This window comes from Vibrio profundi (assembly GCF_043642225.1).
Taxonomy (GTDB): domain Bacteria; phylum Pseudomonadota; class Gammaproteobacteria; order Enterobacterales; family Vibrionaceae; genus Vibrio; species Vibrio profundi_A.
The window spans coordinates 256419-278967 of sequence record NZ_JBHZSF010000003.1 but is presented as its reverse complement, the minus strand read 5'-3'; the positions used below and the strand labels follow the sequence as shown (position 1 = coordinate 278967).

Annotated in this window: 21 protein-coding genes; 6 read left to right on the top strand and 15 right to left on the bottom strand. The window is 43.8% G+C overall.

Features of this window, described 5'->3' with window-relative positions; translation table 11 throughout:
• Positions 1-5 precede the first annotated feature (5 nt).
• From ribD to ACHUFI_RS07780, 8 genes are all read right to left on the bottom strand, one after another.
• Positions 6-1121, bottom strand: a complete 1116-nt coding sequence (gene ribD / locus ACHUFI_RS07815; protein ID WP_394247886.1) for a bifunctional diaminohydroxyphosphoribosylaminopyrimidine deaminase/5-amino-6-(5-phosphoribosylamino)uracil reductase RibD — start codon at positions 1119-1121, stop codon at positions 6-8.
• Between the two features lie 28 nt (positions 1122-1149).
• Positions 1150-1599, bottom strand: coding sequence for a transcriptional regulator NrdR (gene nrdR / locus ACHUFI_RS07810; RefSeq protein WP_394247884.1), 450 nt, complete (start codon positions 1597-1599; stop codon positions 1150-1152).
• Positions 1600-1813: 214 nt separating this feature from the next.
• A complete protein-coding gene (locus tag ACHUFI_RS07805) occupies positions 1814-3064 on the bottom strand; it encodes a glutamate-5-semialdehyde dehydrogenase (RefSeq protein ID WP_394247882.1) in 1251 nt (416 codons plus the stop codon).
• Between the two features lie 37 nt (positions 3065-3101).
• Positions 3102-4241: a glutamate 5-kinase gene (gene proB, locus ACHUFI_RS07800; RefSeq protein ID WP_394247880.1), complete on the bottom strand. Its 1140-nt coding sequence runs from the start codon at positions 4239-4241 to the stop codon at positions 3102-3104.
• A gap of 142 nt (positions 4242-4383) precedes the next feature.
• Complete coding sequence (crl, locus tag ACHUFI_RS07795) at positions 4384-4773, bottom strand: sigma factor-binding protein Crl (protein WP_394247878.1); 390 nt, start codon at positions 4771-4773, stop codon at positions 4384-4386.
• A 116-nt stretch (positions 4774-4889) separates the two neighbouring features.
• Positions 4890-6137: an esterase FrsA gene (frsA, locus tag ACHUFI_RS07790; protein ID WP_394247876.1), complete on the bottom strand. Its 1248-nt coding sequence runs from the start codon at positions 6135-6137 to the stop codon at positions 4890-4892.
• An 85-nt stretch (positions 6138-6222) separates the two neighbouring features.
• On the bottom strand, positions 6223-6687 hold the full coding sequence (gene gpt, locus ACHUFI_RS07785; protein WP_394247874.1) for a xanthine phosphoribosyltransferase: 465 nt from the start codon (positions 6685-6687) through the stop codon (positions 6223-6225).
• Positions 6688-6728: 41 nt separating this feature from the next.
• Positions 6729-8024: an NCS2 family permease gene (locus ACHUFI_RS07780; protein ID WP_394247872.1), complete on the bottom strand. Its 1296-nt coding sequence runs from the start codon at positions 8022-8024 to the stop codon at positions 6729-6731.
• A gap of 1034 nt (positions 8025-9058) precedes the next feature.
• Between ACHUFI_RS07780 and ACHUFI_RS07775 the strand changes: the two genes are divergently transcribed.
• Positions 9059-10531 carry an aminoacyl-histidine dipeptidase gene (locus ACHUFI_RS07775; protein WP_394247870.1) on the top strand — a complete coding sequence of 491 codons (1473 nt, stop codon included), beginning with the start codon at positions 9059-9061 and terminating at the stop codon, positions 10529-10531.
• Between the two features lie 107 nt (positions 10532-10638).
• On the opposite strand, the gene ACHUFI_RS07770 is transcribed toward ACHUFI_RS07775, so the two are convergent.
• Positions 10639-11178 (bottom strand): DUF3332 domain-containing protein, encoded by a 540-nt coding sequence (locus ACHUFI_RS07770; RefSeq protein ID WP_394247868.1) that lies wholly within the window; start codon positions 11176-11178, stop codon positions 10639-10641.
• 418 nt (positions 11179-11596) lie between these two features.
• On the opposite strand from ACHUFI_RS07770, the gene ACHUFI_RS07765 reads away from it, so the two are divergent.
• Positions 11597-12643 (top strand): succinylglutamate desuccinylase/aspartoacylase family protein, encoded by a 1047-nt coding sequence (locus tag ACHUFI_RS07765; RefSeq protein ID WP_394247866.1) that lies wholly within the window; start codon positions 11597-11599, stop codon positions 12641-12643.
• A gap of 86 nt (positions 12644-12729) precedes the next feature.
• On the opposite strand, the gene ACHUFI_RS07760 is transcribed toward ACHUFI_RS07765, so the two are convergent.
• Entirely contained in the window at positions 12730-13047 is a 318-nt protein-coding gene (locus tag ACHUFI_RS07760) for a DUF3622 domain-containing protein (protein WP_394247864.1), read from the bottom strand.
• Positions 13048-13393: 346 nt separating this feature from the next.
• On the opposite strand from ACHUFI_RS07760, the gene ACHUFI_RS07755 reads away from it, so the two are divergent.
• Entirely contained in the window at positions 13394-14392 is a 999-nt protein-coding gene (locus tag ACHUFI_RS07755) for an adenosine deaminase (protein ID WP_394247862.1), read from the top strand.
• 43 nt (positions 14393-14435) lie between these two features.
• Here ACHUFI_RS07755 and ACHUFI_RS07750 read toward each other — a convergent pair whose 3' ends face one another.
• Positions 14436-15620 (bottom strand): NnrS family protein, encoded by a 1185-nt coding sequence (locus tag ACHUFI_RS07750; RefSeq protein WP_394247860.1) that lies wholly within the window; start codon positions 15618-15620, stop codon positions 14436-14438.
• 289 nt (positions 15621-15909) lie between these two features.
• Here ACHUFI_RS07750 and ACHUFI_RS07745 point away from each other — a divergent pair, with 289 nt between their 5' ends.
• On the top strand, positions 15910-16470 hold the full coding sequence (locus tag ACHUFI_RS07745; protein WP_394247858.1) for a gamma-glutamylcyclotransferase family protein: 561 nt from the start codon (positions 15910-15912) through the stop codon (positions 16468-16470).
• Here the strand turns inward: ACHUFI_RS07745 and ACHUFI_RS07740 are convergent.
• Entirely contained in the window at positions 16467-16799 is a 333-nt protein-coding gene (locus tag ACHUFI_RS07740) for a tRNA-binding protein (protein ID WP_394247856.1), read from the bottom strand. The genes ACHUFI_RS07745 and ACHUFI_RS07740 overlap by 4 nt on opposite strands.
• Positions 16800-16987: 188 nt before the next feature.
• Here ACHUFI_RS07740 and ACHUFI_RS07735 point away from each other — a divergent pair, with 188 nt between their 5' ends.
• Positions 16988-17986 carry a substrate-binding domain-containing protein gene (locus tag ACHUFI_RS07735; protein WP_394247854.1) on the top strand — a complete coding sequence of 333 codons (999 nt, stop codon included), beginning with the start codon at positions 16988-16990 and terminating at the stop codon, positions 17984-17986.
• Positions 17987-18085: 99 nt separating this feature from the next.
• Here ACHUFI_RS07735 and ACHUFI_RS07730 read toward each other — a convergent pair whose 3' ends face one another.
• Positions 18086-18925 carry an aldo/keto reductase gene (locus ACHUFI_RS07730; RefSeq protein ID WP_394248092.1) on the bottom strand — a complete coding sequence of 280 codons (840 nt, stop codon included), beginning with the start codon at positions 18923-18925 and terminating at the stop codon, positions 18086-18088.
• A gap of 241 nt (positions 18926-19166) precedes the next feature.
• On the opposite strand from ACHUFI_RS07730, the gene ACHUFI_RS07725 reads away from it, so the two are divergent.
• Positions 19167-20060: a LysR family transcriptional regulator gene (locus ACHUFI_RS07725; protein WP_394247852.1), complete on the top strand. Its 894-nt coding sequence runs from the start codon at positions 19167-19169 to the stop codon at positions 20058-20060.
• 144 nt (positions 20061-20204) lie between these two features.
• Here ACHUFI_RS07725 and galM read toward each other — a convergent pair whose 3' ends face one another.
• A complete protein-coding gene (galM, locus tag ACHUFI_RS07720) occupies positions 20205-21293 on the bottom strand; it encodes a galactose-1-epimerase (protein WP_394247850.1) in 1089 nt (362 codons plus the stop codon).
• 84 nt (positions 21294-21377) lie between these two features.
• The gene (gene galK, locus ACHUFI_RS07715; RefSeq protein WP_394247848.1) at positions 21378-22532 is read right to left on the bottom strand and encodes a galactokinase; all 1155 of its coding nucleotides are present in this window, start codon (positions 22530-22532) and stop codon (positions 21378-21380) included.
• Positions 22533-22549: the final 17 nt, after the last annotated feature.

Below are 22549 nucleotides of genomic sequence, written 5' to 3'. Positions count from 1 at the left end.
TACTCTTAATTTATCTCTGATGCTTTCCATAACGGCTGAGCAACAATGCGAATGTCTTGGCCAACTTGGCGAACATCTTTAATTTCTAGGTCAAGTACGTCCGACATGTCAGTCAGACCTAAAGTCCCTAATAAACCTCGTCCGTCACTCCCCATTAATTTAGGAGCGAGATAAAGCACCAACTCATCGACGAGTTGTTGTTTTATCAGACTGCTTGCGAGTGTTGCCCCTGCTTCGACCCAAACATGGTCAATATTGCGCTTAGGGAGTTCAGAAAACAGCTCACGGAGATTCAGCTGACCACACTCATCTAGACCAATGTTAATATCCGCTTCTTGCTCTGCCACACGCATAATCGGAGTGGTTAAGTGAAAAAGCTTAAGGTCAGCATGAAGTTCATTTTTGCGATCTAAGATAATTCGTGCTGGCTGCCTGACTAACTCAGCAGGGTAGCTCTGCTGCAAGCTAACCGGTAACTCTGTCCAGCGAACATTTAATGAAGCATTATCTTCAATGACAGTTTGACTCGTAGACAGTATTGAACCAGATTTTGCTCGGTAATTCTGTACGTCTTGTCGCGCTTCTTTCGATGTAATCCACTGACTCTTACCATTAGCAAGAGCGGTTTGCCCATCTAAGCTCGCTGCCATCTTTACTTGAACAAATGGCATGCCTGTTTGCATGCGCTTAATAAACGAAGGGTTCAGTGCAATCGCATCTTGCTCAAGCAGTCCGACTTCAACTTCTACTCCAGCATCACGCAACATAGAAATTCCACGTCCCGCGACCTTAGGGTTAGGATCTTCCATCGCACAAATGACTTTCGCGACTTTGGCGTTAATCAAGCCTTCTGCGCAAGGAGGTGTTCGGCCGTAGTGTGAACAAGGCTCTAACGTGACATAAGCTGTCGCGCCTTCCGACTGCTCTTTAGCCATACGAAGAGCATGAACCTCAGCATGAGGCTCACCCGCTTTGTGATGATAACCTTCACCAACAATTTGGCCATTGTTAACAATGACACAACCCACATTTGGGTTAGGTGCTGTGGTATAGATGCCACGTTTAGCGAGTTGAATCGCTCGCGACATCATTTGAAAATCTAAGGGGGTATATTTAGGCATGAAAATCGTGATTTAACCTTCGAGAGACTTAATCTTCTAGCTTGGCGATCTCTTCACCAAACTCTCGAATATCTTCAAAGCTGCGATAAACAGAAGCAAAGCGAATATACGCGACTTTATCGAGTTCTTTTAATTGGTCCATCACTAGGTTACCAATCATACCCGTTGGAACTTCACGTTCCCCTGTCGCACGCAATTGAGATTTTATCGTGCTAATTGCAAGCTCTATAGAATCTGCACTTACCGGGCGTTTTTCCAAGGCTCTTTGAAAGCCTCCAACCATTTTGTCTTCATTAAACGGTTCGCGGTTACCATTGGATTTAATCACCTTTGGCATGACTAATTCTGCGGATTCAAACGTCGTAAAACGTTCACTACATGCTAAGCATTGACGACGACGACGCACTTGGTGCCCATCAGCAACAAGTCTTGAATCAATTACTTTAGTGTCGTTCTCAGAACAAAAAGGACAATGCATATCACCTCCCAAACAATTGTTAATATTGTAACGGAATTGCCAAACGTTAGGAAAGAAAAAGGGCCTTTTAAGGCCCTTTACTAAGATTACGCATCAAGTTTTGTTAACTGCTCACTATATTGAGCTAAGCAAACCTCCGCTCAGTAAGATTAGCTCCAAATTGCTTGAGGCTTTTTCTTTCGTTCTTGCTACGCAAAACTTCACTGAAACAGGTTTAACTTCGAACTAAATAATCCGCTTTTCCAACCCACTTATAGCTAGTCAGTTCTTCCAAGCCCATTGGACCACGAGCGTGCAATTTTTGAGTAGACACGGCCACTTCTGCACCTAGTCCAAACTGAGCACCATCGGTGAAGCGCGTTGACGCATTGACATAAACAGCCGCAGAACCCACCGAATTAATGAATAACTCTGAGCTCTGTAGGCTATTTGTCATGATCGCATCAGAGTGACTCGCGTTATGAACACGCATGTGATCAATTGCTCCGCGAACGTCATCGACAACTTTAACGCCCAAAGTGTAGCTTAGCCACTCGGTATCAAAATCACCGTCGCCAGCGTCTCTCAGCGACTTCGCGTTGCCTAACAAAGCTTTTGCCTTTGGCTCAGCAACAAGCGTCACTTTATCGGCAAAACGTTCAGCAAGCTTTGGTAAAAACTCTGCAGCAACGTCTTTGTGAACCAACAAAGTATCTAATGAGTTACACGCTGAAGGGCGTTGAACTTTTGAGTTTTCAACGACATCTAACGATTTCTCTAAGTCAGCGCTTTCATCCACAAAAATATGACTAATACCAAAGCCACCGATGATCACTGGAATAGTACTGTTTTCTTTACACATTTTGTGTAGTCCAGCACCACCACGCGGAATGATCATATCAACGTAGTCATCCAGCTTAAGTAGCTGAGACACAAGTTCACGATCCGGCTTCTCGATGTACTGTACAGAGGCTGCTGGTAGTTCAGCTTTTTCTAGTGCCGATTGGATAACTTTCACCAACTCCATATTCGAGAAGAAGGTCTCTTTACCACCGCGCAAAATACTGGCATTACCGGTTTTCAGACAAAGCGCAGCAATATCAATCGTTACATTCGGGCGAGCTTCATAGATCACACCAACAACACCTAAAGGTACACGACGGCGAGATAAAGACATGCCGTTTTCAAGTACTTTACTGTCGATTTCACTGCCCACAGGGTCATTCAGGCTAATAACATTACGGACATCATTAGCGATGCCTGTTAGACGCTCTTCGTTAAGAAGGAGACGGTCAAGCAGTGCTTCTGTTAAACCAGCTTCACGGCCGAGTTCGATGTCTTTAGCATTCGCTTCTAAGATTGCTTTTGAGTTTGCTTCTAATTCATCCGCGATAATCGCCAATGCTTTATTTTTTTGTGCGGTAGACGCAGTTGCGAGGTGAAATGCAGCTTCTTTCGCTGCAATACCCATATTGGTTAAATCCACGTTTAACTCTCCCTAAATTTGTTAAGTGTTCTTGAATTTATTCTTGGATAACAACGAGATCATCACGGTGAATCACCTCTGAGCCATAGTCATAACCCAAGATTTCACCAATATCTTTACTGTGTTTCCCTGTAATTTTCGCTAAGTCTTGGCTTGAGTAGCTAGAGATACCACGAGCGATAACCTTTCCTTGGCTATCTGTAATTCGGGTAACGTCACCACGCGAAAACTGGCCGCTCACTTTCACTACACCTTTGGCCAGCAAGCTGCTGCCCTTATTAATAACGGCATTTACAGCCCCATCATCAATGACGATGTCGCCCATTGAAGCGGGCCCTGCCAGAATCCAACGCTTACGGTTTTCAAGCGCTTCTTCTAAAGGCAGAAAACGAGTGCCCTGCGGATTGTCGCTTAACGAGTCAAATACAACATTTTCAGCACTACCAGCTGCAATGATCACTTCAATGCCCGCTCTACGAGCAATATCTGCAGCTTGCAGTTTGGTTGCCATACCACCAGTGCCAAGAGTGGTCCCACTGCCACCTGCAATTTTACGCAATGTATCATCGATAGTTTTCACTTCTTTGATCAGTTCAGCATGTGGGTCTTTTCGTGGGTCAGCAGTAAACAGGCCTTTTTGGTCTGTTAGCAGCAATAACTTGTCTGCACCACATAAAATCCCCACTAGAGCAGATAGGTTATCGTTGTCACCCACCTTAATCTCATTCGTCGCCACGGCATCATTCTCGTTAACGATTGGAATAATGTCGTTTTCAACAAGCGCATTAATGGTATCTCTTGCGTTCAAAAAACGCTCTCTATCGTCGAGATCGGCACGAGTTAGTAACATTTGGCCAATTTTAAGGCCATAAATAGCAAATAATGACTCCCATGCTTGAATCAACTGGCTTTGCCCAACTGCAGCAAGCAGCTGTTTGCTCGCCATTGAGTTGGGGAGTGCGGGGTAGCCTAAGTGCTCACGTCCAGCTGCAATTGCGCCAGACGAAACCATGACCACAGAGTGGCCTTGTTTTTTTAATTCAGCACATTGACGCACAAGCTCTACCATATGAGCTCGATCTAACGCCAAGGTTCCACCAGTTAAGACACTGGTACCCAGTTTTACAACAACAGTTTTAGCCTGCATTGTGGTCCCGCTTTGATGATTGGATGTCATGAAGTCTTTTAAATAAAAAACCGTTAAGAGGTGATGTTTTAGCAATCAAAACATCAATTCACAAGTAGAAAAGGTGCTATTTAGCACCTTTTTATTCGTTTGGTAGGAATACAGCTAGAAATGCTAGCTTTTAGGGTCGAAATCAGACGAATTCAACAGACTCTTTATCCAGAGTCACGTCAAGTTCAAACTGACTAGAAAGTACGTCGACGAGTTTCTGATGAAATGCTTCTTGTGTACGGTTTACTTCTGCTACCGCCTTTTTCGGTAGTGATTGAGAGTCCCAATCGCCGGCTAAGTTGTATTTACCCACATTGTACTTCGCCGAAAATCCATCTTCCGACTTGTCAAGTTCTAGCCACCATCCCCAGAACTCACGTTCTTCTGGTGATTTTTTATCATTCACACATACAGATAAGCAATCAAAAAGATAGTGACCTTCTTCAGACTGAGGTTCACGTAGATATGGCCCAATGGCCTTTAGCGCAGACAACAAACGATAATGAGTTGGATTTTTTGCCACTTCTGACATATTGAATCTCCGTTTCAATGTTAAGAATGACTATCCTTGGCGGTAGTTATGTTTTTTACCAAGGATCATATACTTATAGCATACGTATATCATGCTTAACTAATTTAGGAGAAATGTCACCTAAATAATTCGTCCTCAAGCCACTTTATCGCCAAATCGAGGGATTGCTCATAACCTTTGCTGATCGATTTTGCACTAATTTTCTTAGCCTTACCGTACTGACTAAACAGCGCCACCAACCGATTATCGCTTTCCGGAGAGACCGGGTCCCCCTCTAATGACAATGCCAAAATGGGTACTTGCGTTTTACTGTTAGAGAGCAATCCTTGTACTTTTAATGACCAAGCCATCATTTGCCCTGAAAGGCTATGAATATCGACGGGCGCTTTGCCTAAACGAGAAGAAAGCACATCTAAGTACATCTTTGGCATTGCTTTTAATTTATTAGGGTTCGCCAATACATCGTGGATCGGAGCGCCTAACGATACACATGCTTTCACTTTAGTTTGCTCTAAAAAGGACAAGCGCACCATTGCATTTCCGCCAAAGCGGAAGCCAAATAGTCCAACTTTAAAGTGGTCAACCCAAGGAATACGTGGTAGTTCATCAAGAATGGCTTGATGGAGGCAAGAGGAATCTTCGGTGAGGTTCCAATGAGAACTGTGCCCTATCGACGGCATATCAACAGTCATCATCGCAATGCCTTTAGGAGCAAGATAATCCCTAAACAAACGCCACATATCGGTTTGCAAACTGTCTAATCCAGCACTCACAATGACCACAGGTTGAGGTTTAGAGGTATCCGATAAATGCAGGTTCGCTCTAATCTTCTTATTTTTATAAGGCACCTCTATTTGTTTGATAACAAAATCAGTCAGCCTTGTTGCCTCATCATAAGCAGCATTGGCAAGCACTTGCGCTTGGATCGCAAGATTATCGTTCTTTAAATGCGGGTAGCCAGCGATACTAAAACACAAAGATGCCGAAAACATTTCATTCGCTGCATCCTCTCCTTTTAGATCATTGGCTTTTTTCTGATGCTGCATTCCCACTCTGGTCCACTCATACGCCCAGTTTCCTGTGCGATAACCCATCACGGTATCTAACCACTCATCAGTGGTACGAGAGTTGGTGGAGGATGCGATTCGAGCCAAGACGGCTTCTTGTTCAATGGGGTCCACACCTTGCCATATCCACTGGAATCGACGTAGATTTCGATACCATGAATGGTTATCTTGCTTCATCTTTTCGTCAAGCAACTCTTCTGAACTCGGCATGTAATGCGTCAGCATCGAAGTTTCTTTGGCTTGTTTGTGTTTGACGAACAGAGTTTCAGAAAGGTTTTTACTAGTTTCTTCAGACATGGGCTTTCTTGATTAGGTGTTTGCCTAATCATATAAAAAAAAATGACCCGATGGAGGGTCATTTTCAATAAATAATAGCTAACGCTTACTTTTGCTTGCGATTAATTGGCTCAACGAAGTTGATGCCTGTATCCCAAGGTTGTTCAATCCATGTGTCTTGAGCAATATCGACTACGTAGTCGTCTAGCAAATCAGCACCAGATGGCTTAGCACATACAGCAATTAACTTCGCTTTAGGGTACATTTCACGTAGTTTACGTGCAGTGTCACCACTATCTACTAAGTCTTCAACGATCAAGAAACCTTCACCGTCACCTTCAGGAGCTTTAACTACTGTCATGTCGCGCTGATGATCGTGGTCGTAGCTTGAAATACAAATAGTATCAACGTAACGAATACCTAGCTCACGCGCCAAGATAGCGCCTGGTACTAAACCACCGCGGCTTACCGCCCAGATACCTTTCCACTGCTCAGCTGGCATTTGTTTTTCAGCTAGTTGGCGACAATATGTTTGCATGTTGTCCCAAGAGATAATGAATTTAGTCGACATAGTTTTTAAACCTAATAGTTATAAGCTTGTTGGTTTACGAATTAAGCAGCAGTTAAAACGTATTTCAAAATAAAGATTGCAGCCATTACCCAAACACTCATGGATACGTCACGGCCTTTTCCACTTGCTAGTTTGATTGCCGCGTAAGCAATGAAACCTAAAGAAATACCTTCTGCAATAGAGAAAGTCAGTGGCATCAATAGACACGTCACGACAACTGGCGCAGCTTCTGTAAGATCACGCCAGTCAATGCTAACCAGACCAGATAGCATAAGAATTGCTACATAGAAAAGTGCACCTGCTGTCGCATATGCTGGAATCATACCCGCTAATGGCGAGAAGAATAATGCAAGTAAGAAGAAAATACCAACCACAACTGCTGTCAAACCAGTGCGACCACCAGCAGAAACACCAGAAACACTCTCAATATAAGAAGTTGTGTTTGAAGTACCTAACATAGCACCTACAGTTGTAGCCGTAGAGTCAGCAAGTAATGCTTTGTTTAGGCGAGGGATTTTTCCATCTTTACCAATAAGATCTGCTTTTTGAGCTACACCAACCAGCGTTCCGGCTGTATCGAATAGGTCAACAAACAAGAATGCAAATACCACTGAAATCATACCGATTTCAAATACAGCAGAGAAATCTAGCTGCATAAAAGTTGGGGCAATACTTGGTGGAGCAGAAATGATGCCACCGTATTGAACGTCACCAAAGATAAGGCCAAGAACCGTTACCGCTAGGATAGCGATCATCACGCCACCTTTCACACCACGATGAACTAAAGCAATGGTTAGGAAGAAACCAATAGACGCTAATACTGCAGGTACTGACGTTATCGCCCCCATAGATACTAGTGTTGCTGGGTTATCTACAACGATGCCTGCATTCTTCAGCGCGATGAAAGCTAAGAACAAGCCAATACCAGCAGAGATACCAGTACGTAGTGACATAGGAATCGAGTTGATGATCCATTCACGGATCTTAAACACGCTTAATAAAATGAATAGCACACCAGAAACAAATACCGCAGCCAGTGCAACTTGCCAAGTGTGGCCCATGCCTAGAACAACGGCATAAGTAAAGAAGGCGTTTAACCCCATACCCGGAGCTTGAGCAATTGGGTAATTCGCAACGAAACCCATAATGAAACAACCAATAGCCGCAGCTAAACACGTTGCAACAAACACAGCACCATGATCCATTCCTGCATCAGACAGCATCGCTGGGTTTACAAAAATGATGTAAGCCATTGTTAGGAATGTAGTCATACCTGCAATGATTTCAGTGCGCACATTTGTGCCATGTTCACTGAGTTTGAATAGCCTTTCGAGCATAATCGAATCCTATAAGGGTAAAAAGTAAACGGTTGCGTAATCGATTGGCCTCGGATTATAAAGTTATCAAATAACAAATTCCAGATAGAATTAAGGCTCTAATCGATATTAATTGTAGAGCACTATGAAACCACACGATTAAAACCTTCTACTCAACATTAAAAATTTAAATAAAATCAATAACAAAACGAGATTTAGTCGAGGTGAGTTACATGGTGTTTTTTTATACCGCGAGGCAAATTAGTAGGTAATTAGTCCGGGAAATAGAACGGATAAGCGTAGTAAAAGCCCACTATTCTTCAACAGAAATAGTAATAACAATTAAAGTTGCGAATCGGAGATTAAAAAGTAGGCGACATTTATTGCAGGCAAAAAAAACGCCACTCAATTTGAGTGGCGGTAGAATTACTCAACCAATACGGTTGTAAAAAAATTCCAATATATAGGGGTGAACATAACGTTCAAGTCACATGCACTTGGTCTTAGTAACCAAAGCTTGTTGGGTATGCAAAGTTGCCAGTGTAAACAGAGTTGTTAAGCCAGAACATTGCAGATGGTAAACCTTTCATAACTATCACCTTATTAAATCAATTAAATACAATTTTGATTTCTCAGTTCCATGGAGGCGATAAAACGGACTCATCCTTTGAGCATTTACTCTTCTCTCTGAAGTTGGTGTTAATATACCTACCACGAAAAAAGATTACAAGTTTTATTTGATGCGCATCACAAATAAATTAAAAAATACTCAAAACACACACCAAAACTGAAAGTTAATTACAAAAATGACAATAAAAAACGCTTGGTAGGTGGTTTTTATGCAAGCAAACGATTACTCGGTGTCTTTCTCTTTAGTTCTGATGCGAGGTGCTTTCAAAAATTGAAACATTTCCCCTAGAGAATCCCTACTCGTCCCACCGCGGTAATGATATGCTGTCGCCCACAAAGTTAGATCTTCATATGTAGTTCATTACTCTAATAATGGGTAATGAATTCGCCAATGATATGGCTATTAAACACAACAGGAGTCATCCGTGTCTGAATTCCATTCTGAAATTAGCAACTTATCCCCTGCTCCACTTTGGCAGTTTTTCGATAAAATTTGCTCTATCCCACACCCTTCAAAGCATGAAGAAGCATTAGCTCAGTACATTATTTCTTGGGCTAAAGAGCAAGGTTTAGATGTTCGCCGCGATCCAACGGGTAACGTTTTCATTGAAAAGCCTGCAACACCGGGAATGGAGAACAAAAAAGGTGTTGTGCTACAAGCACACATCGATATGGTTCCTCAAAAGAACGAAGACACGGTTCATGACTTTACCAAAGATCCTATTCAACCTTATATTGACGGCGAATGGGTAACTGCGAAAGGTACAACTTTGGGTGCCGATAACGGTATGGGTATGGCTTCTTGCTTAGCAGTACTCGCATCAAATGAAATCAAACACGGTCCACTAGAAGTTCTACTGACTGTCGATGAAGAAGCAGGCATGACCGGAGCTTTTGGCCTTGAAGCGGGTTGGTTAGAAGGCGATATCCTTTTAAACACAGATTCAGAGCAAGAAGGTGAAGTTTACATGGGTTGTGCTGGCGGCATTGACGGCGCAATGACATTCAACATCACTCGCGACGCAATTCCAGCTGGCTACGTTACTCGTAAGCTAACGTTAAAAGGCCTTAAAGGTGGTCACTCTGGTTGTGATATCCATACGGGTCGCGCAAATGCAAACAAGCTACTTGCTCGTTTCCTTGCAGGTCACGCACAAGAGCTTGATCTACGTTTGATTGAATTCAAAGGTGGTAGCTTACGTAATGCCATTCCACGCGAAGGTTTCGTTACTGTCGCAGTACCTGCAGAGAATCAAGAAAAGCTAGCTTCTCTATATAACTTCTATACTGAGCTTCTTTCTACTGAGCTTGGCAAAATTGAAGACAGCATCGTTACGTTCAACGAAGAAGTGACGGCCGAGCAAGGCGTAATGGCTCAGGCAGAGCAAGCGCGCTTCATCGCAGCCTTGAACGCATGTCCAAACGGCGTGATTCGCATGAGCGACGAAATTGAAGGTGTTGTTGAGACATCTTTGAACGTTGGTGTAATTACTACAGAAGAAAATACAATTACTGTACTGTGCCTAATTCGTTCACTGATCGATTCTGGTCGTTCTCAAGTTGAGAGCATGCTTCACTCCGTTGCTGAACTTGCAGGCGCAAACATAGAATTTTCAGGCGCTTACCCAGGTTGGAAGCCAGATGCAGATTCTGAAATCATGCACATCTTCCGTGACATGTATGAAGGCATCTACGGACACAAGCCAAACATCATGGTTATTCATGCTGGTCTAGAGTGTGGCTTATTCAAAGAACCGTACCCGAATATGGATATGGTTTCTTTTGGCCCTACGATCAAATTCCCTCACTCGCCTGACGAGAAAGTGAAGATCGACACTGTAGAGCTGTTCTGGAACCAAATGGTCGCATTACTAGAAGCTATCCCTGAAAAGGCATAACCTTTCTAGCTACAAATTGTTCTAATAAGAAAACAGGCACTCATTGAGTGCCTGTTTTTATTAGGTCTGATTATTTAGGTGGCTTAAAGCCTCTTTAGCTCGCCGGGTTATGCACGAGTAGCCGCATATCTTTCAAGCTCTTCCATTGAAGTTTGAGCAACCACTTCACCATCAATGAAATACGTAACCATTTCACCATCACGAACACCGATCAACGTCGCACGCTCACCAGATTGGTAAGTAATGTCCATTTGAATCGTGTTTTCATCAATTTGCTGCATTTGACCTTTATCGATCATATCAACTTGGGTGATTGGACCAACAGGCGCTTCCGTTAATGACTTATCTAATTGGTCATTAATATCGAGCATAGTGTCGACTTTTGAATCGAAGATATGCGGTGCACCTGTTAATGGGTTACTGCCCGTCCAAAACTCTAATGAGTTAAATACTAAGTAGTCCGCTGCCACGGTAAGACCGTACGCTGGCGCTAGAAGAATGTTAAGACCACCACGAGCATAACGGTTATCGACAGCTTTCAAGTTGAACTTCATTAGGTAACCGGTAACGGCATTGCTACCGACACAACCTGACAGCGCCATAGCGGCAACGGATAACGCGACAATCTTAGCGATAGTTTTTTTCATGATGACCTCTAATAATTAAAATCGAACCTAGTATCTAATTTCGAACAATGTCGAATTGGCGCGGGATATTAGCGCCAAATTGCATAGTGTCAATCATGAAAATGTCATGGGAAAATCAAGTTCTCATAAATGAGAAATCACATTCACCCAACTTACCACTACACCAGTCATACCTATTCACCCACTTAATGTTTCACACAGAAAGCACTCCAACCTTCAACAACTCTGTCACTCACGCTTCCCACAATATAGCCACCATAAAAATGCGTTATCGTCACAAGAAATAAATTGATTAGGTCTAAAAATAATCGATTGATACATTTCGCAGGCTGCTCAATCTTAGTTAGCCACAGTCACGAACTGCCTATCTGAACATTGGCTGCATCTTCATTTGCAAGACTTTAGTTAGAGATCAACCATGGCAAGAATTAAACCTAATCAACCGTTTGAGTTACTTGGCTACACAGTGCAGTCAGGACAAAGGCTAGACATAGAACTAAAAGCGGCACAACTTTATACTCATTCACCGCTTTCTATCCCAATAGAAATAATCCATGGACGCCAACCTGGCCCAACCTTAATGGTCAACGCCGCCATCCACGGGGATGAATTAAACGGAGTAGAGATCGCTAGGCAGATCACCAACGCGATCGATCCTAAAAAGCTGAAAGGTACGCTGATTGTGGTACCGATTGTGAACGTATTTGGGTTTATACATAAATCTCGCTATTTGCCAGATCGTCGCGACCTTAACCGTTGCTTCCCCGGTAGTGAAAAAGGCTCATTAACATCGCGTATTGCGTATACCTTTTTCGAAAATGTCGTGAAGCAGTGCGACTACATATTGGATTTACACACAGGTGCGATTCACAGAACGAACTTGCCACAAATTCGAGCCAATCTGTCGAACCCAGAAACATTACGTATCGCGAATGCGTTTGCGACACCTGTGATTATCGATTCTGCCCTACGTGACGGCTCACTTCGCAGCGAAGCAGAAAAACTGGGCATTCCCGTTTTAACTTATGAAGGTGGGGAAGCATTACGATTTGATCATTTGGCTATACGCGCGGGTTATCTTGGCGTTCATCAAGTAATGAAAGAAATCGGTATGCTGCGTGCTAATCGTAAGAAGCTTCCTCTTCCGGTGATTTGTCGATCCACCAGCTGGATTCGAGCGGAAGCAGACGGCATCGTAAGAAATATGGTGCGCTTAGGAGAAAAGGTCGAAGCAGGACAAACCATTGCCTACATCAGTTCACCTCTTGGCCATCAAGAGATTGAAATGAAAACGGCGAAAGGCGGAATCGTCATTGGCCAACAAACTCTGCCTTTAGTTAATGAGGGAGATGCTGTATTTCATATCGCCTACTTCAAGCAAGATGATGACGACGTAGAGCAGAGTGTTGAGAGCTATATTGAAGAAGTAGCGGACATTGATTGGCTAACAGAACTCAATAACTAATCGCTCAAACCGCTAATTGAGACAAACCTTTCAAATACAAAAAAGCCCTGACTAATCAGGGCTTTCTTTTAATGCTATTGATGCGATTATTCAGCGTCAAACTCATCCGCTGCGCGAGCTTTTGCGCGTGCTTCACGGGCTTGCTCTGCTTTTAGCTCTTTTGCATGACGTAATTCATCACGCTCTTTACGCTGTTCAGCTTTACGTTCGTTACGCTCAGCTTGGTTTTGTACGAAAGAAACCAGTTCTTTCTCTGCCCACTCTTTCGCTTGAGCTTCAGTTTCAAAACCCGTTTCACGCTTAGACACTTTTGTAGAGCGAGATGTCACTTGACGAGTGATTTCTGCACACCAGCCATTGCGTTTTTCTGAAAGGCGGACATCAAATTTTTTGTTCTTAGACATGTTCTTCATTTCCTAAGGGAGATCATTAAGGGATCGGTCAACTTTGATAACTCCATCTAAGCTGAGCATCTTTAACACCATCCCTTGGTAAGCGCGGTATTAGAGCACAATTCCATAGATATTGCTGCAAATATTTGCAGCGGATCACACTACAAAACCACGAAAATCCCTCAATAAGGTGATGTAGTGGATTACCTTTTGATTAAGTCTCCGTATTCGTTCGATTTTTATCAAAAAAAGTCAGATGAACTATGCTGATAGGTATACCTATTTATCACAACTTAACCCTTGTGAAAGTAAGACGAACAACCCTACTCCCAATAACAAAAATAGCTAAGGAGTTGCTATGGATAGCTTTATTGAAAATCTACCGAAAGTTGAGCTGCATCTGCATATTGAAGGAACGCTAGAGCCTGAGCTTATGTTCGAACTGGCAAAGCGTAATAACGTCTCCATTCCATTTAAAACCCCACAAGAAGTAAGAGACGCGTACCAATTTCATAATCTTCAGTCTTTCTTAGATATTTATTATCAGGGTGCAGAAGTGCTGATCCATGAACAAGATTTTTTTGACCTAACTTGGGCATATATTCTTAAATGCCAACAAGACAATGTGGTCCACACCGAAATCTTTTTCGATCCACAAACTCATACCGAGCGAGGCATAAAATTCGAAACCGTAGTTAACGGTATCACTCGAGCATTACAAAAAGCCGACCACGAGTTAGGTATTAGTAGCCAACTCATCATGTGTTTTTTACGTCACCTTGATGAAGGGGCCGCCTTTGAAACATTAAAGCAAGCTCTACCTTTCAAAGATAAAATCATTGCCGTCGGTTTAGATTCTTCTGAACAAGGAAATCCTCCAGAAAAATTTAAGCACGTTTTTCAAGAAGCCATTGAACATGGTTTTTTAACGGTCGCGCACGCTGGTGAAGAAGGTTCAGCTCAAAACATCAGTGACGCCTTAGAGATGTTAAGCATCACCCGTATCGATCATGGGGTGAGGTGCTCTGAAGATGAAGCACTTGTCCAAGAACTGGCTGCGAAGCGGATTCCACTGACCGTGTGCCCGCTTTCAAACACGAAACTCAAAGTATTTGAAACCATGCAGCAACACAATATTGTAGAACTACTTAGAAAAGGCTTATGTGTGACCATCAATTCAGACGACCCAGCCTACTTTGGTGGATATATGAATGATAACTTCGCCGCCGTTGCACAAGCGCACTCTTTATCACATCAAGAGCTCGCGCAATTTAGTATCAATGCCATCGAAGCGAGTTTCATTGCCCCTTATGTGAAAGAAGACCTTATCGCTAAAGTCCGTGAGTGCATCCATTAATCACCGAAAAAAAAGGGAAGCACCTGCTTCCCTTCTCTATCGATTAACCTGGATGACCATCAACCCGAGGTGTGAGTAGCATCATGGCGAAATGTCTCATGAACATCACAAATGCGAACACCCACAGCGCAGCACTGATATTAACCATTTCGATAAAATAGCTTGGGAAGAAAGCCACACCTACACTGCGCACCAATGCCGCTAACAAAATCGCGAAAAATGGTAGCGCCATGTTCGGCCCTTTATAAATCGCTCTTCCGGTGTGCCCCATGGTCACGCGTGCAATCATCGCTAAGATCAATCCACCTAAAGCGCCAATAGCGAATAGGTGCAACATGTTGTGGTTGGCAAATGGGTTATCGAGCAAGCCTCTCAGCAATAAGCTTAAAGGGATACAAACGTAAGCAGTATGAAGCGCCCACACTAATGGTTCAGAAAGCGTTAACCAAGGTTTCCAACGAACAAACTTCACCAATTGGAAGATGCCCGCGAGCACCATCATTGGCTGACCAAATTGGCTGAACGTAAGTGGGAAGAAGCTCAAGACAAACAGCCCAACTAGCATTAAGTTGGCTGCCCACTCTAAAGCTGGAAGTGGTTGCGCTTTCTCAAAGTTAAACTTACGAGCCGTGAAGAATGGAATAACTCGCCCACCCATTACTGATAGCAATAAGGTAAACCACCACAACATGGCTTGCCACACTGCAGACGCCGGGAAAGGTGGCATCCCTTTAATGGCGGCATAACTCGCGAAGTTCGCGACCACGGCCAAAACAAAAAGAGGCACAAAGAACAGGTTCTTCCAGCCTTTCGCTTTGACGACGCGAAAACCAATTTCGTAAGCGGCAAACATTAAGAAGATCGCCTCTATGGATGAGATAAGCCATAACGGTGCAGGCGTCCAGAATAAAACTCTCGGAGCGAGCCATAAAGCTACTAATGCCGCAAGCCGATAATGCTTTGTCCCATTGACGCCAGTCCAAGTCTGTACCGCCGTTAATACAAAACCAACCACGATGGCCATTGAGAACCCAAACAGCATTTCATGAACATGCCACCACAATGCTGGGACTTGCAATGCACTTGGCTGACCATTTTGGAACATCCAAACCCAAGCTACGATGGCAATTATGGCGTAAGCACTGCCTAAAAAGAAAAACGGACGGAACCCTAAACGCAGATACGCAGGAATTTTATCTTCAACGCTTTTATCAGTGATATTTAACAAACCCACTCCAAATACTATTCATTGAATCAGTGATGTCTTTCACATTGCTCATCACTTAGAACATCATGGTTACTAACAATGCATGTTCCGAGCCAACAATAAAAAGTCTTATATATCAATGAAAAAGCCAAGTTCACCTTTCAAAATAGAGTCAATATGACAAACTAGAAGCTGTCAATATGACACAATAGGTAGCAACAGACTCAAACTGGCGATTGTAGTCCGCCCCATCAACGCGTAATAATGGGGTGTTCACACTATGATTTTAGCCAGTATGACAAGGGGTGTTATGTATATTTTTGGGTACGGAAGTTTAATCAATTCGGCATCGAGGCAGCTAACCGGACAAACAGGGCAAGCCATTCCAGTCATTGCTCATGGCTTAGTGCGCCACTGGGGAAAAATCGACGACAGTTATGTGTTGTCACCACTTGTGGTCAATCAAGGTAATGGTCAGGTCAATGGAGTACTGCTAGAAATTGATGAGCTAGCATTGGCGGAGTTTGATCGTCGTGAAAAAGGCTATCACCGAATTCAAATTACCGCGGATGATATTGAATCTGACATTCCATTTAACACCGCCCATTCTATCTGGGTCTACGTGAAAGATGAGCCTGAAGCTCCGTGTACCAATAGCCCAATCATGCAAACTTATGTCGATACAGTACTAGCTGGATGTTTGGAAGTATCTGAAAACTTTGCGAGACACTTTATTGAGCACACACAAGGCTGGCATCACCCTTTCGAAGATGATCGCCACCAGCCTAAATATGGGAATTTAGCGGGCGTTGCTCAGCATCATCAACCGCTTATTGATCAGTTGGTGTCTCGCGTTCGCACAGCAAATTAAACGATTTTAACGCCTGCTGGCATCAAACGTTCTGGTGTCAGCAGCACACTTTCAGATTCATCATCAGTTTCTGCGCACAGCAACATACACTCAGACGTCTCACCACGCATCTTTGCCTTCGCGAGATTACACAAGACCACCACCTGTTTCCCCATCAGTTCTTCTTCAGTGTAATAAGGCACTAAGCTTGTCACTGTCTGTAGACTTTTATCGCCTACATCAATTTGAACAATGTACAACTTATCAGCATTTTCATGTCGAGTTACTTCTTTGATTTTCCCGACACGAATGTCTAATTTCGCGAAGTCACCGTAAGCAATTGTATCCATTCTTTCCTCTCAATTATTCAAACAGCAAAGTTAAGTAAAATTTAGTAAAAATAAGTAACGTTTACACTACCATTAAGGTCATTAATTACAAGCGGTAAAGATCTCAAAACTGGAAGTAAAATAAGAGGATGATTGCCTTAGTTACACAGCCAGTGTTTAATGAACAAAGTTCAGTTTAGAGGTTAACCATGGCAACTATCAAAGATGTCGCCCGCGAGGCAGGAGTCTCTGTCGCAACGGTGTCCCGAGTGATCAATAAATCACCAAAGGCAAGTGCAAACTCGATTGAGTCTGTCACCAAAGCAATGTCAAAATTAGGCTACCGTCCCAACGCGAATGCTCGAGCATTAGTCAGCCAAAGTACCAATACCGTTGGCGTCTTGGTCGGCGATGTGTCCGACCCTTTCTTTGGTACCTTGGTAAAAGCGGTCGACAATGTGGCTCGTGAGAATGGCAAGCACATCTTGGTTGGCAATGGTTATCACAATCAGGAAGAAGAACGACAAGCGATTGAGTTATTGATCAATAGCCGTTGTGATGCGCTTGTTATCCACTCCAAAGGGTTATCGGATCAAGAGTTGATTGGTTATGCCAAAGAAGTGAAAGGTTTAGTGGTTATCAATCGCCACATTCAAGAAATAGAAGATCGCTGTATATTCTTGGACAACCATAAAGGCGCTTACCTAGCGACGGAATACCTCATCCGCCACGGCCATACCAATATTGCCTGCATTGCCTCGTCTCACGAAATTGAAGATGCGGAACAACGAGTCGAAGGCTACCTAGCGGCACTTAACGATCATAATATCGAGTTATCGCCTAGCTATATTGAATACGCAGAGCCAAGCAACGAAGGTGGCGAATACGCGATGACGAACTTACTGACCAAGTCTTTACCTATCACCGGAATTGTTGCTTATAACGATTATATGGCAGCCAGTGCGTTGTCAGTACTGGATGAAAATGGCATTCAAGCGCCGGAAAAGATGTCGATTGTGGGGTTCGATGATGGGTTAATCGCTCGCTACGTCCACCCTAAACTGACCACAATTCGCTACCCAATCCAGATGATGGCTGAAAAGGCCACGCGATTAGCGATTAGCCGGGCTAAACAAGAGTCACTCACGAGCGACACGATGAAGTTCTCGCCGACTCTAGTGCGTCGAAATTCAGTAGAAAAAGTCTAACCAAGCACTGAAGGGCGTTACTTGCTCCCAAGGTTACGCAAATCTGCGTACAAAAATGGCATTACCACGGGGTAATGCCATTTTCAGTTTTAATTCAGGTTAGGCAACGCCATGACCTTTCGACGCAACCCAAATTCGATACCACTGCTCTTGAGTCAGTGTTAACTCCAACGCAGCTACCGCAGTTTGTACTCGCTCGATATTTCCGCTCCCCAAAATAGGAACAGGGTTCGATGGCAGCTTTCTTACCCAAGCAAAAATAACTTGGTCAATCGACGTTGCGCCTATCTCTTCGCCAACCCCAGCCAAGGTTTGACGTAAACGTAACATCTGTTCGCTATCTTCACTGAAAATGCGTCCACCCGCTAAACAAGACCATGCCATAGGTGTGACACGAGCTTGCTGCAGCTGATCCAGTGTGCCATCTTCGGTAACTTGTAGGTTAACTGGGTTGATCTCGACTTGGTTGGTGACCAGTGGCGTGTCTAAACGAGATTGAAGTAACTCGAACTGAGCTGGCGTAAAGTTGGACACACCAAAGTGCTCAACTTTGCCTTGCGCTTTCAAAGTTGCAAACGCTTCTGCTGCTGCATCTGCATCCATAAGTAAGTCAGGGCGATGCAGTAGCAGCACATCGAGACGCTCAACTTGCAAGCGTGATAAAGACTCGTCCACAGAAGTTAGAATCGCGTCTTTACTACTATTGTAATGTGACACGCGCGGGTTCGTTGTGCTTGTCTGCTCTGGGTAGATACCGCACTTCGACACAATTTTAATTTGGTCACGCACCGTAGGATCTAATGCCAAAGCTTCACCAAACATACGCTCACAGGCATTGCCACCATAAACGGGGGCATGATCAACCGTGGTCACTCCTAGCTCAATGTGTTGCTTCAGAAAAGACAACTGTTGCTGAGTCGTCATCCCCCATTCGGCCATGCGCCAATAACCTTGAATCAAAGGTGAAAATACTGAATGTTGTTCTTGCACGGTAATCCCCTATTTTTGTATCCGCTAAATACCTAGCCGTTTACGTTTCTGATGCCAGTATACGCACCACCAGTAAGCTGATTAAACCCGAAAACAAGAAAAGATAATTCGATATAGAGTACAATAACAATTCTTTAATTTCCTATACTGAACGATAACGAAGTAACGTTGATTTTTATGAGCCCCCTTTATGCATAAGATGCACAAACGATTTGAGCGCTATGCTTTATTCGGCGAAGTCGCCAAGCAGCTGAGTTTTTCAAAAGCAGCCGACAATTTATCGATCTCTCGCAGTTACCTTTCTTCACAGATCAATCAACTCGAAAAAGAGCTCGCAACCAGTTTACTGATCCGCTCGACTCGCAGTGTTCGCCTGACCCCCGCTGGTGAAAAGATCCTAGCCAAAATGCAATCCATTAATGAGTCGATTGTTCAGATGGAAAAAGAGTTAGACCACACCAAAAGTGAAGTAAACGGGTTACTAAGAATCACCGCTCCGACTATTTTTAGCCACCGATTCCTCGTCGATATATGTCGAGATTTTCAAAAGAAGTACCCCGACATAGAATTTGATTTAGATGTTGGCTATAACCGAGAAGATCTCGCCAAAAGCCATTTTGACTTAGCCATTCGAGCCACATCTAACCCACCTGAAAATATGGTGGCCAAGAAGCTTATGCCGTATCAACACATTTGCTGCGCTTCTCCTGATTACTTGGCATATAGAGGCACACCTCAGCACCCGGATGAATTGCAACACCACAACTGCATGTGTGACCCAAACCTCAATACATGGCAGTTTTTTGATGGGAACAAAAGCATTACCATCGAGACACAAGGGGACACCTTGATCAACGATAACTTCTTACTGTTGAAAGCCGCTGAACAAGGAAAAGGCGTGATTAAAATGCCCTGCTATTTGGTTGAGCCCGCCCTTAAGTCGGGAAAGCTCGTTCAAGTGCTCGGCGATTATTTTATCTCGAAAAGCAGTGTGTATATTTTGTACCCTCAGCAGTTACGTCAAAGTACAAAGCTCACCGCGTTTACAGATTTCGTGATGGAATGGATGAAAGATAAGGTGTAACGGCAAGAGCAACTCAAATATGAGATTTGCTCAAATAGCAGATAAAAGAAAGCCCCAACATAAAGATCTGTTGGGGCTTTTCTTATCAGCCTCACAACTAATTGTAACCACAATTAGCTTGACCAATTTGAGCTCGAAGCAGAATTAGTTCGAAGAATCCCCCGAAAATTCAAACTGATAGCAAGTGGTATACGCGTATTCTTGACTAGGTGTCAGAATACAACTTTCTTGCCTCCACTCCGGATGGTTAGGTGAGTCTGGTAAGAACTGGGTTTCCAAAGCTAAGCCCGCATAATCTTGGTAACTTCCTTTGGTTCGATTCGGTGTTCCCGCTAACCAATTACCAGTATAGAGCTGCATAGCAGGCTTGCTAGAAAAAACTTGTAAGGTAACGCTACCATCAGGTGTGCTTACCTTAGCAGCACAAGCACCTTGCTTGCATTGCTCATTTAATAAAAATGAGTGATCGTACCCTTTTGCCACTCTTTGCTGCGGATGAGTCAACAGTTGCTCACCGATAACCGTCGGCTCCGTTAAATCGAAACTGGTATCGACAACCGAATGTAGCGCCCCCAATGGAATCCCCACTTCATTCGTCGGCAGATATTGCTGACTATTGACGCTCACAGTGTGCCCTAAACAATCAAAACCGTCATTTGCCCCTAATAAATTAAAGTAGGCATGGTTAGTTAGGTTCACTATGGTCGACTTATCCGTTTTAGCAAAGTAGTGAATAGAGACTTGGTTGTCTTCATTCAATTCATACCGAACCGACACACTCAAATTTCCAGGGAATCCTTGGTCTCCATCCGGAGATTCTAAGCAGAAAACGACGGTTTGTTTGGTTTGCTCGACAAGATCCCAACGTCGCTTATCAAACCCTTCCGTCCCTCCATGAAGCGCATTTCCCGCTTGATTGGTGGAGGCCTGAAAGTGAACGCCATCAATTTCAAACTGACCTTGCGCGATTCGATTCGCGTATCGCCCTACCGTCGTACCCATATAAGATTGCTGAGCGTAGAAGTCTTTAAGATTTGACACCCCAAGCAAGACTTCACGAGCATCGCCATTGATCGGTAACGTGCAACTTAACCAAGTTGCCCCTATATCCATAAAAGTCGCTGTCATGCCGTGACTATTTCTTAGCACAACAACATTTGCTGCGTGACCATCTGCAGCCATATCACGAGTCATCGACTCAGCCAAATTTGAAACTCGCGTATCTTCAGACATATATCGCCTTGTCCCACTTCACTCTTATTCAACAGCATAACGAAGAGGGAAAGCACAACGGCCCTCCCTCCATTTAAATCGTGGCTACTTGACCAGGCCCGCACCATCTTTGGCTTGGCAAACATAAATGGATGCATGCAAGCCTGTCTCAGCATGGTATTTAGACTCTACCACTTCCGTTACTGCAGCGACTCTATCCGGTTTTACCAAGGCCACAATACAGCCACCAAAACCGCCGCCAGTCATTCGAACTCCGCCTTCATGGCCAATGACTTGTTGAACCATTTCTACAAGCGCATCAATCTCTGGAACAGTAATTTCGAAATCGTCACGCATAGAAACATGAGACTCAGCCATCAACTCTCCCATGCGCTTCATGTCATGATTACGCAACGCTTGAGCCGCTTTGATTGTACGGTCGTTTTCTGTAATAACATGGCGAGCACGCTTCGCCACCATTTCATCTAGCTCTGTAACTTTTGCATTAAACTCTTCTATCGTTACATCACGTAAAGCAGGCACACCAAAAATACGAGCCGCTTCTTCACACTGTTCACGACGCGTATTGTATTCGCTGTCGACTAACCCACGCTTCTTGTTTGAGTTAATGATCACCACGGACATATCTTCAGGCATTGATACCGCCTGAGTTTCAAGACTACGGCAATCCAAAAGCATCGCGTGACTTTCTCGACCTTCAGCAGACACCATTTGATCCATAATGCCGCAGTTACAGCCAACAAATTCGTTTTCCGCTTGTTGACCATTTAACGCTATCTCCGCTTGCGATATCTCAAGGTTATATAGCACCTTAAAAGTTTGGCCAATAACCACTTCAAGTGCAGCTGAAGAACTTAATCCCGCCCCTTGAGGTACATTACCTGTGACAGAGATATCCGCTCCGGTAAATTCAAAACCACGACCTTTTAGGCATTTCACTACGCCACGAATGTAGTTCGCCCACATCTTGTCTTCTTGAAAGGTGATCTCTTCGGTCAAATCGAATTCATCGGCGGCATTGCCGTAGTCGACCGACACGACGCGTACCATGTTGTCTTCACGCTTGGCTGCTGCGACTACAGTTTGGTAGTTAATGGCACACGGTAAGACAAAACCATCATTGTAATCGGTATGTTCACCAATGAGGTTCACACGACCTGGTGCTTGAACGATGTGAGTCGCTTGGTAACCAAGGACTTGCTCAAAAGATGTTTTCACGTTTTGGATTAGATCAGACATAAGTAAACTCTCTGCTT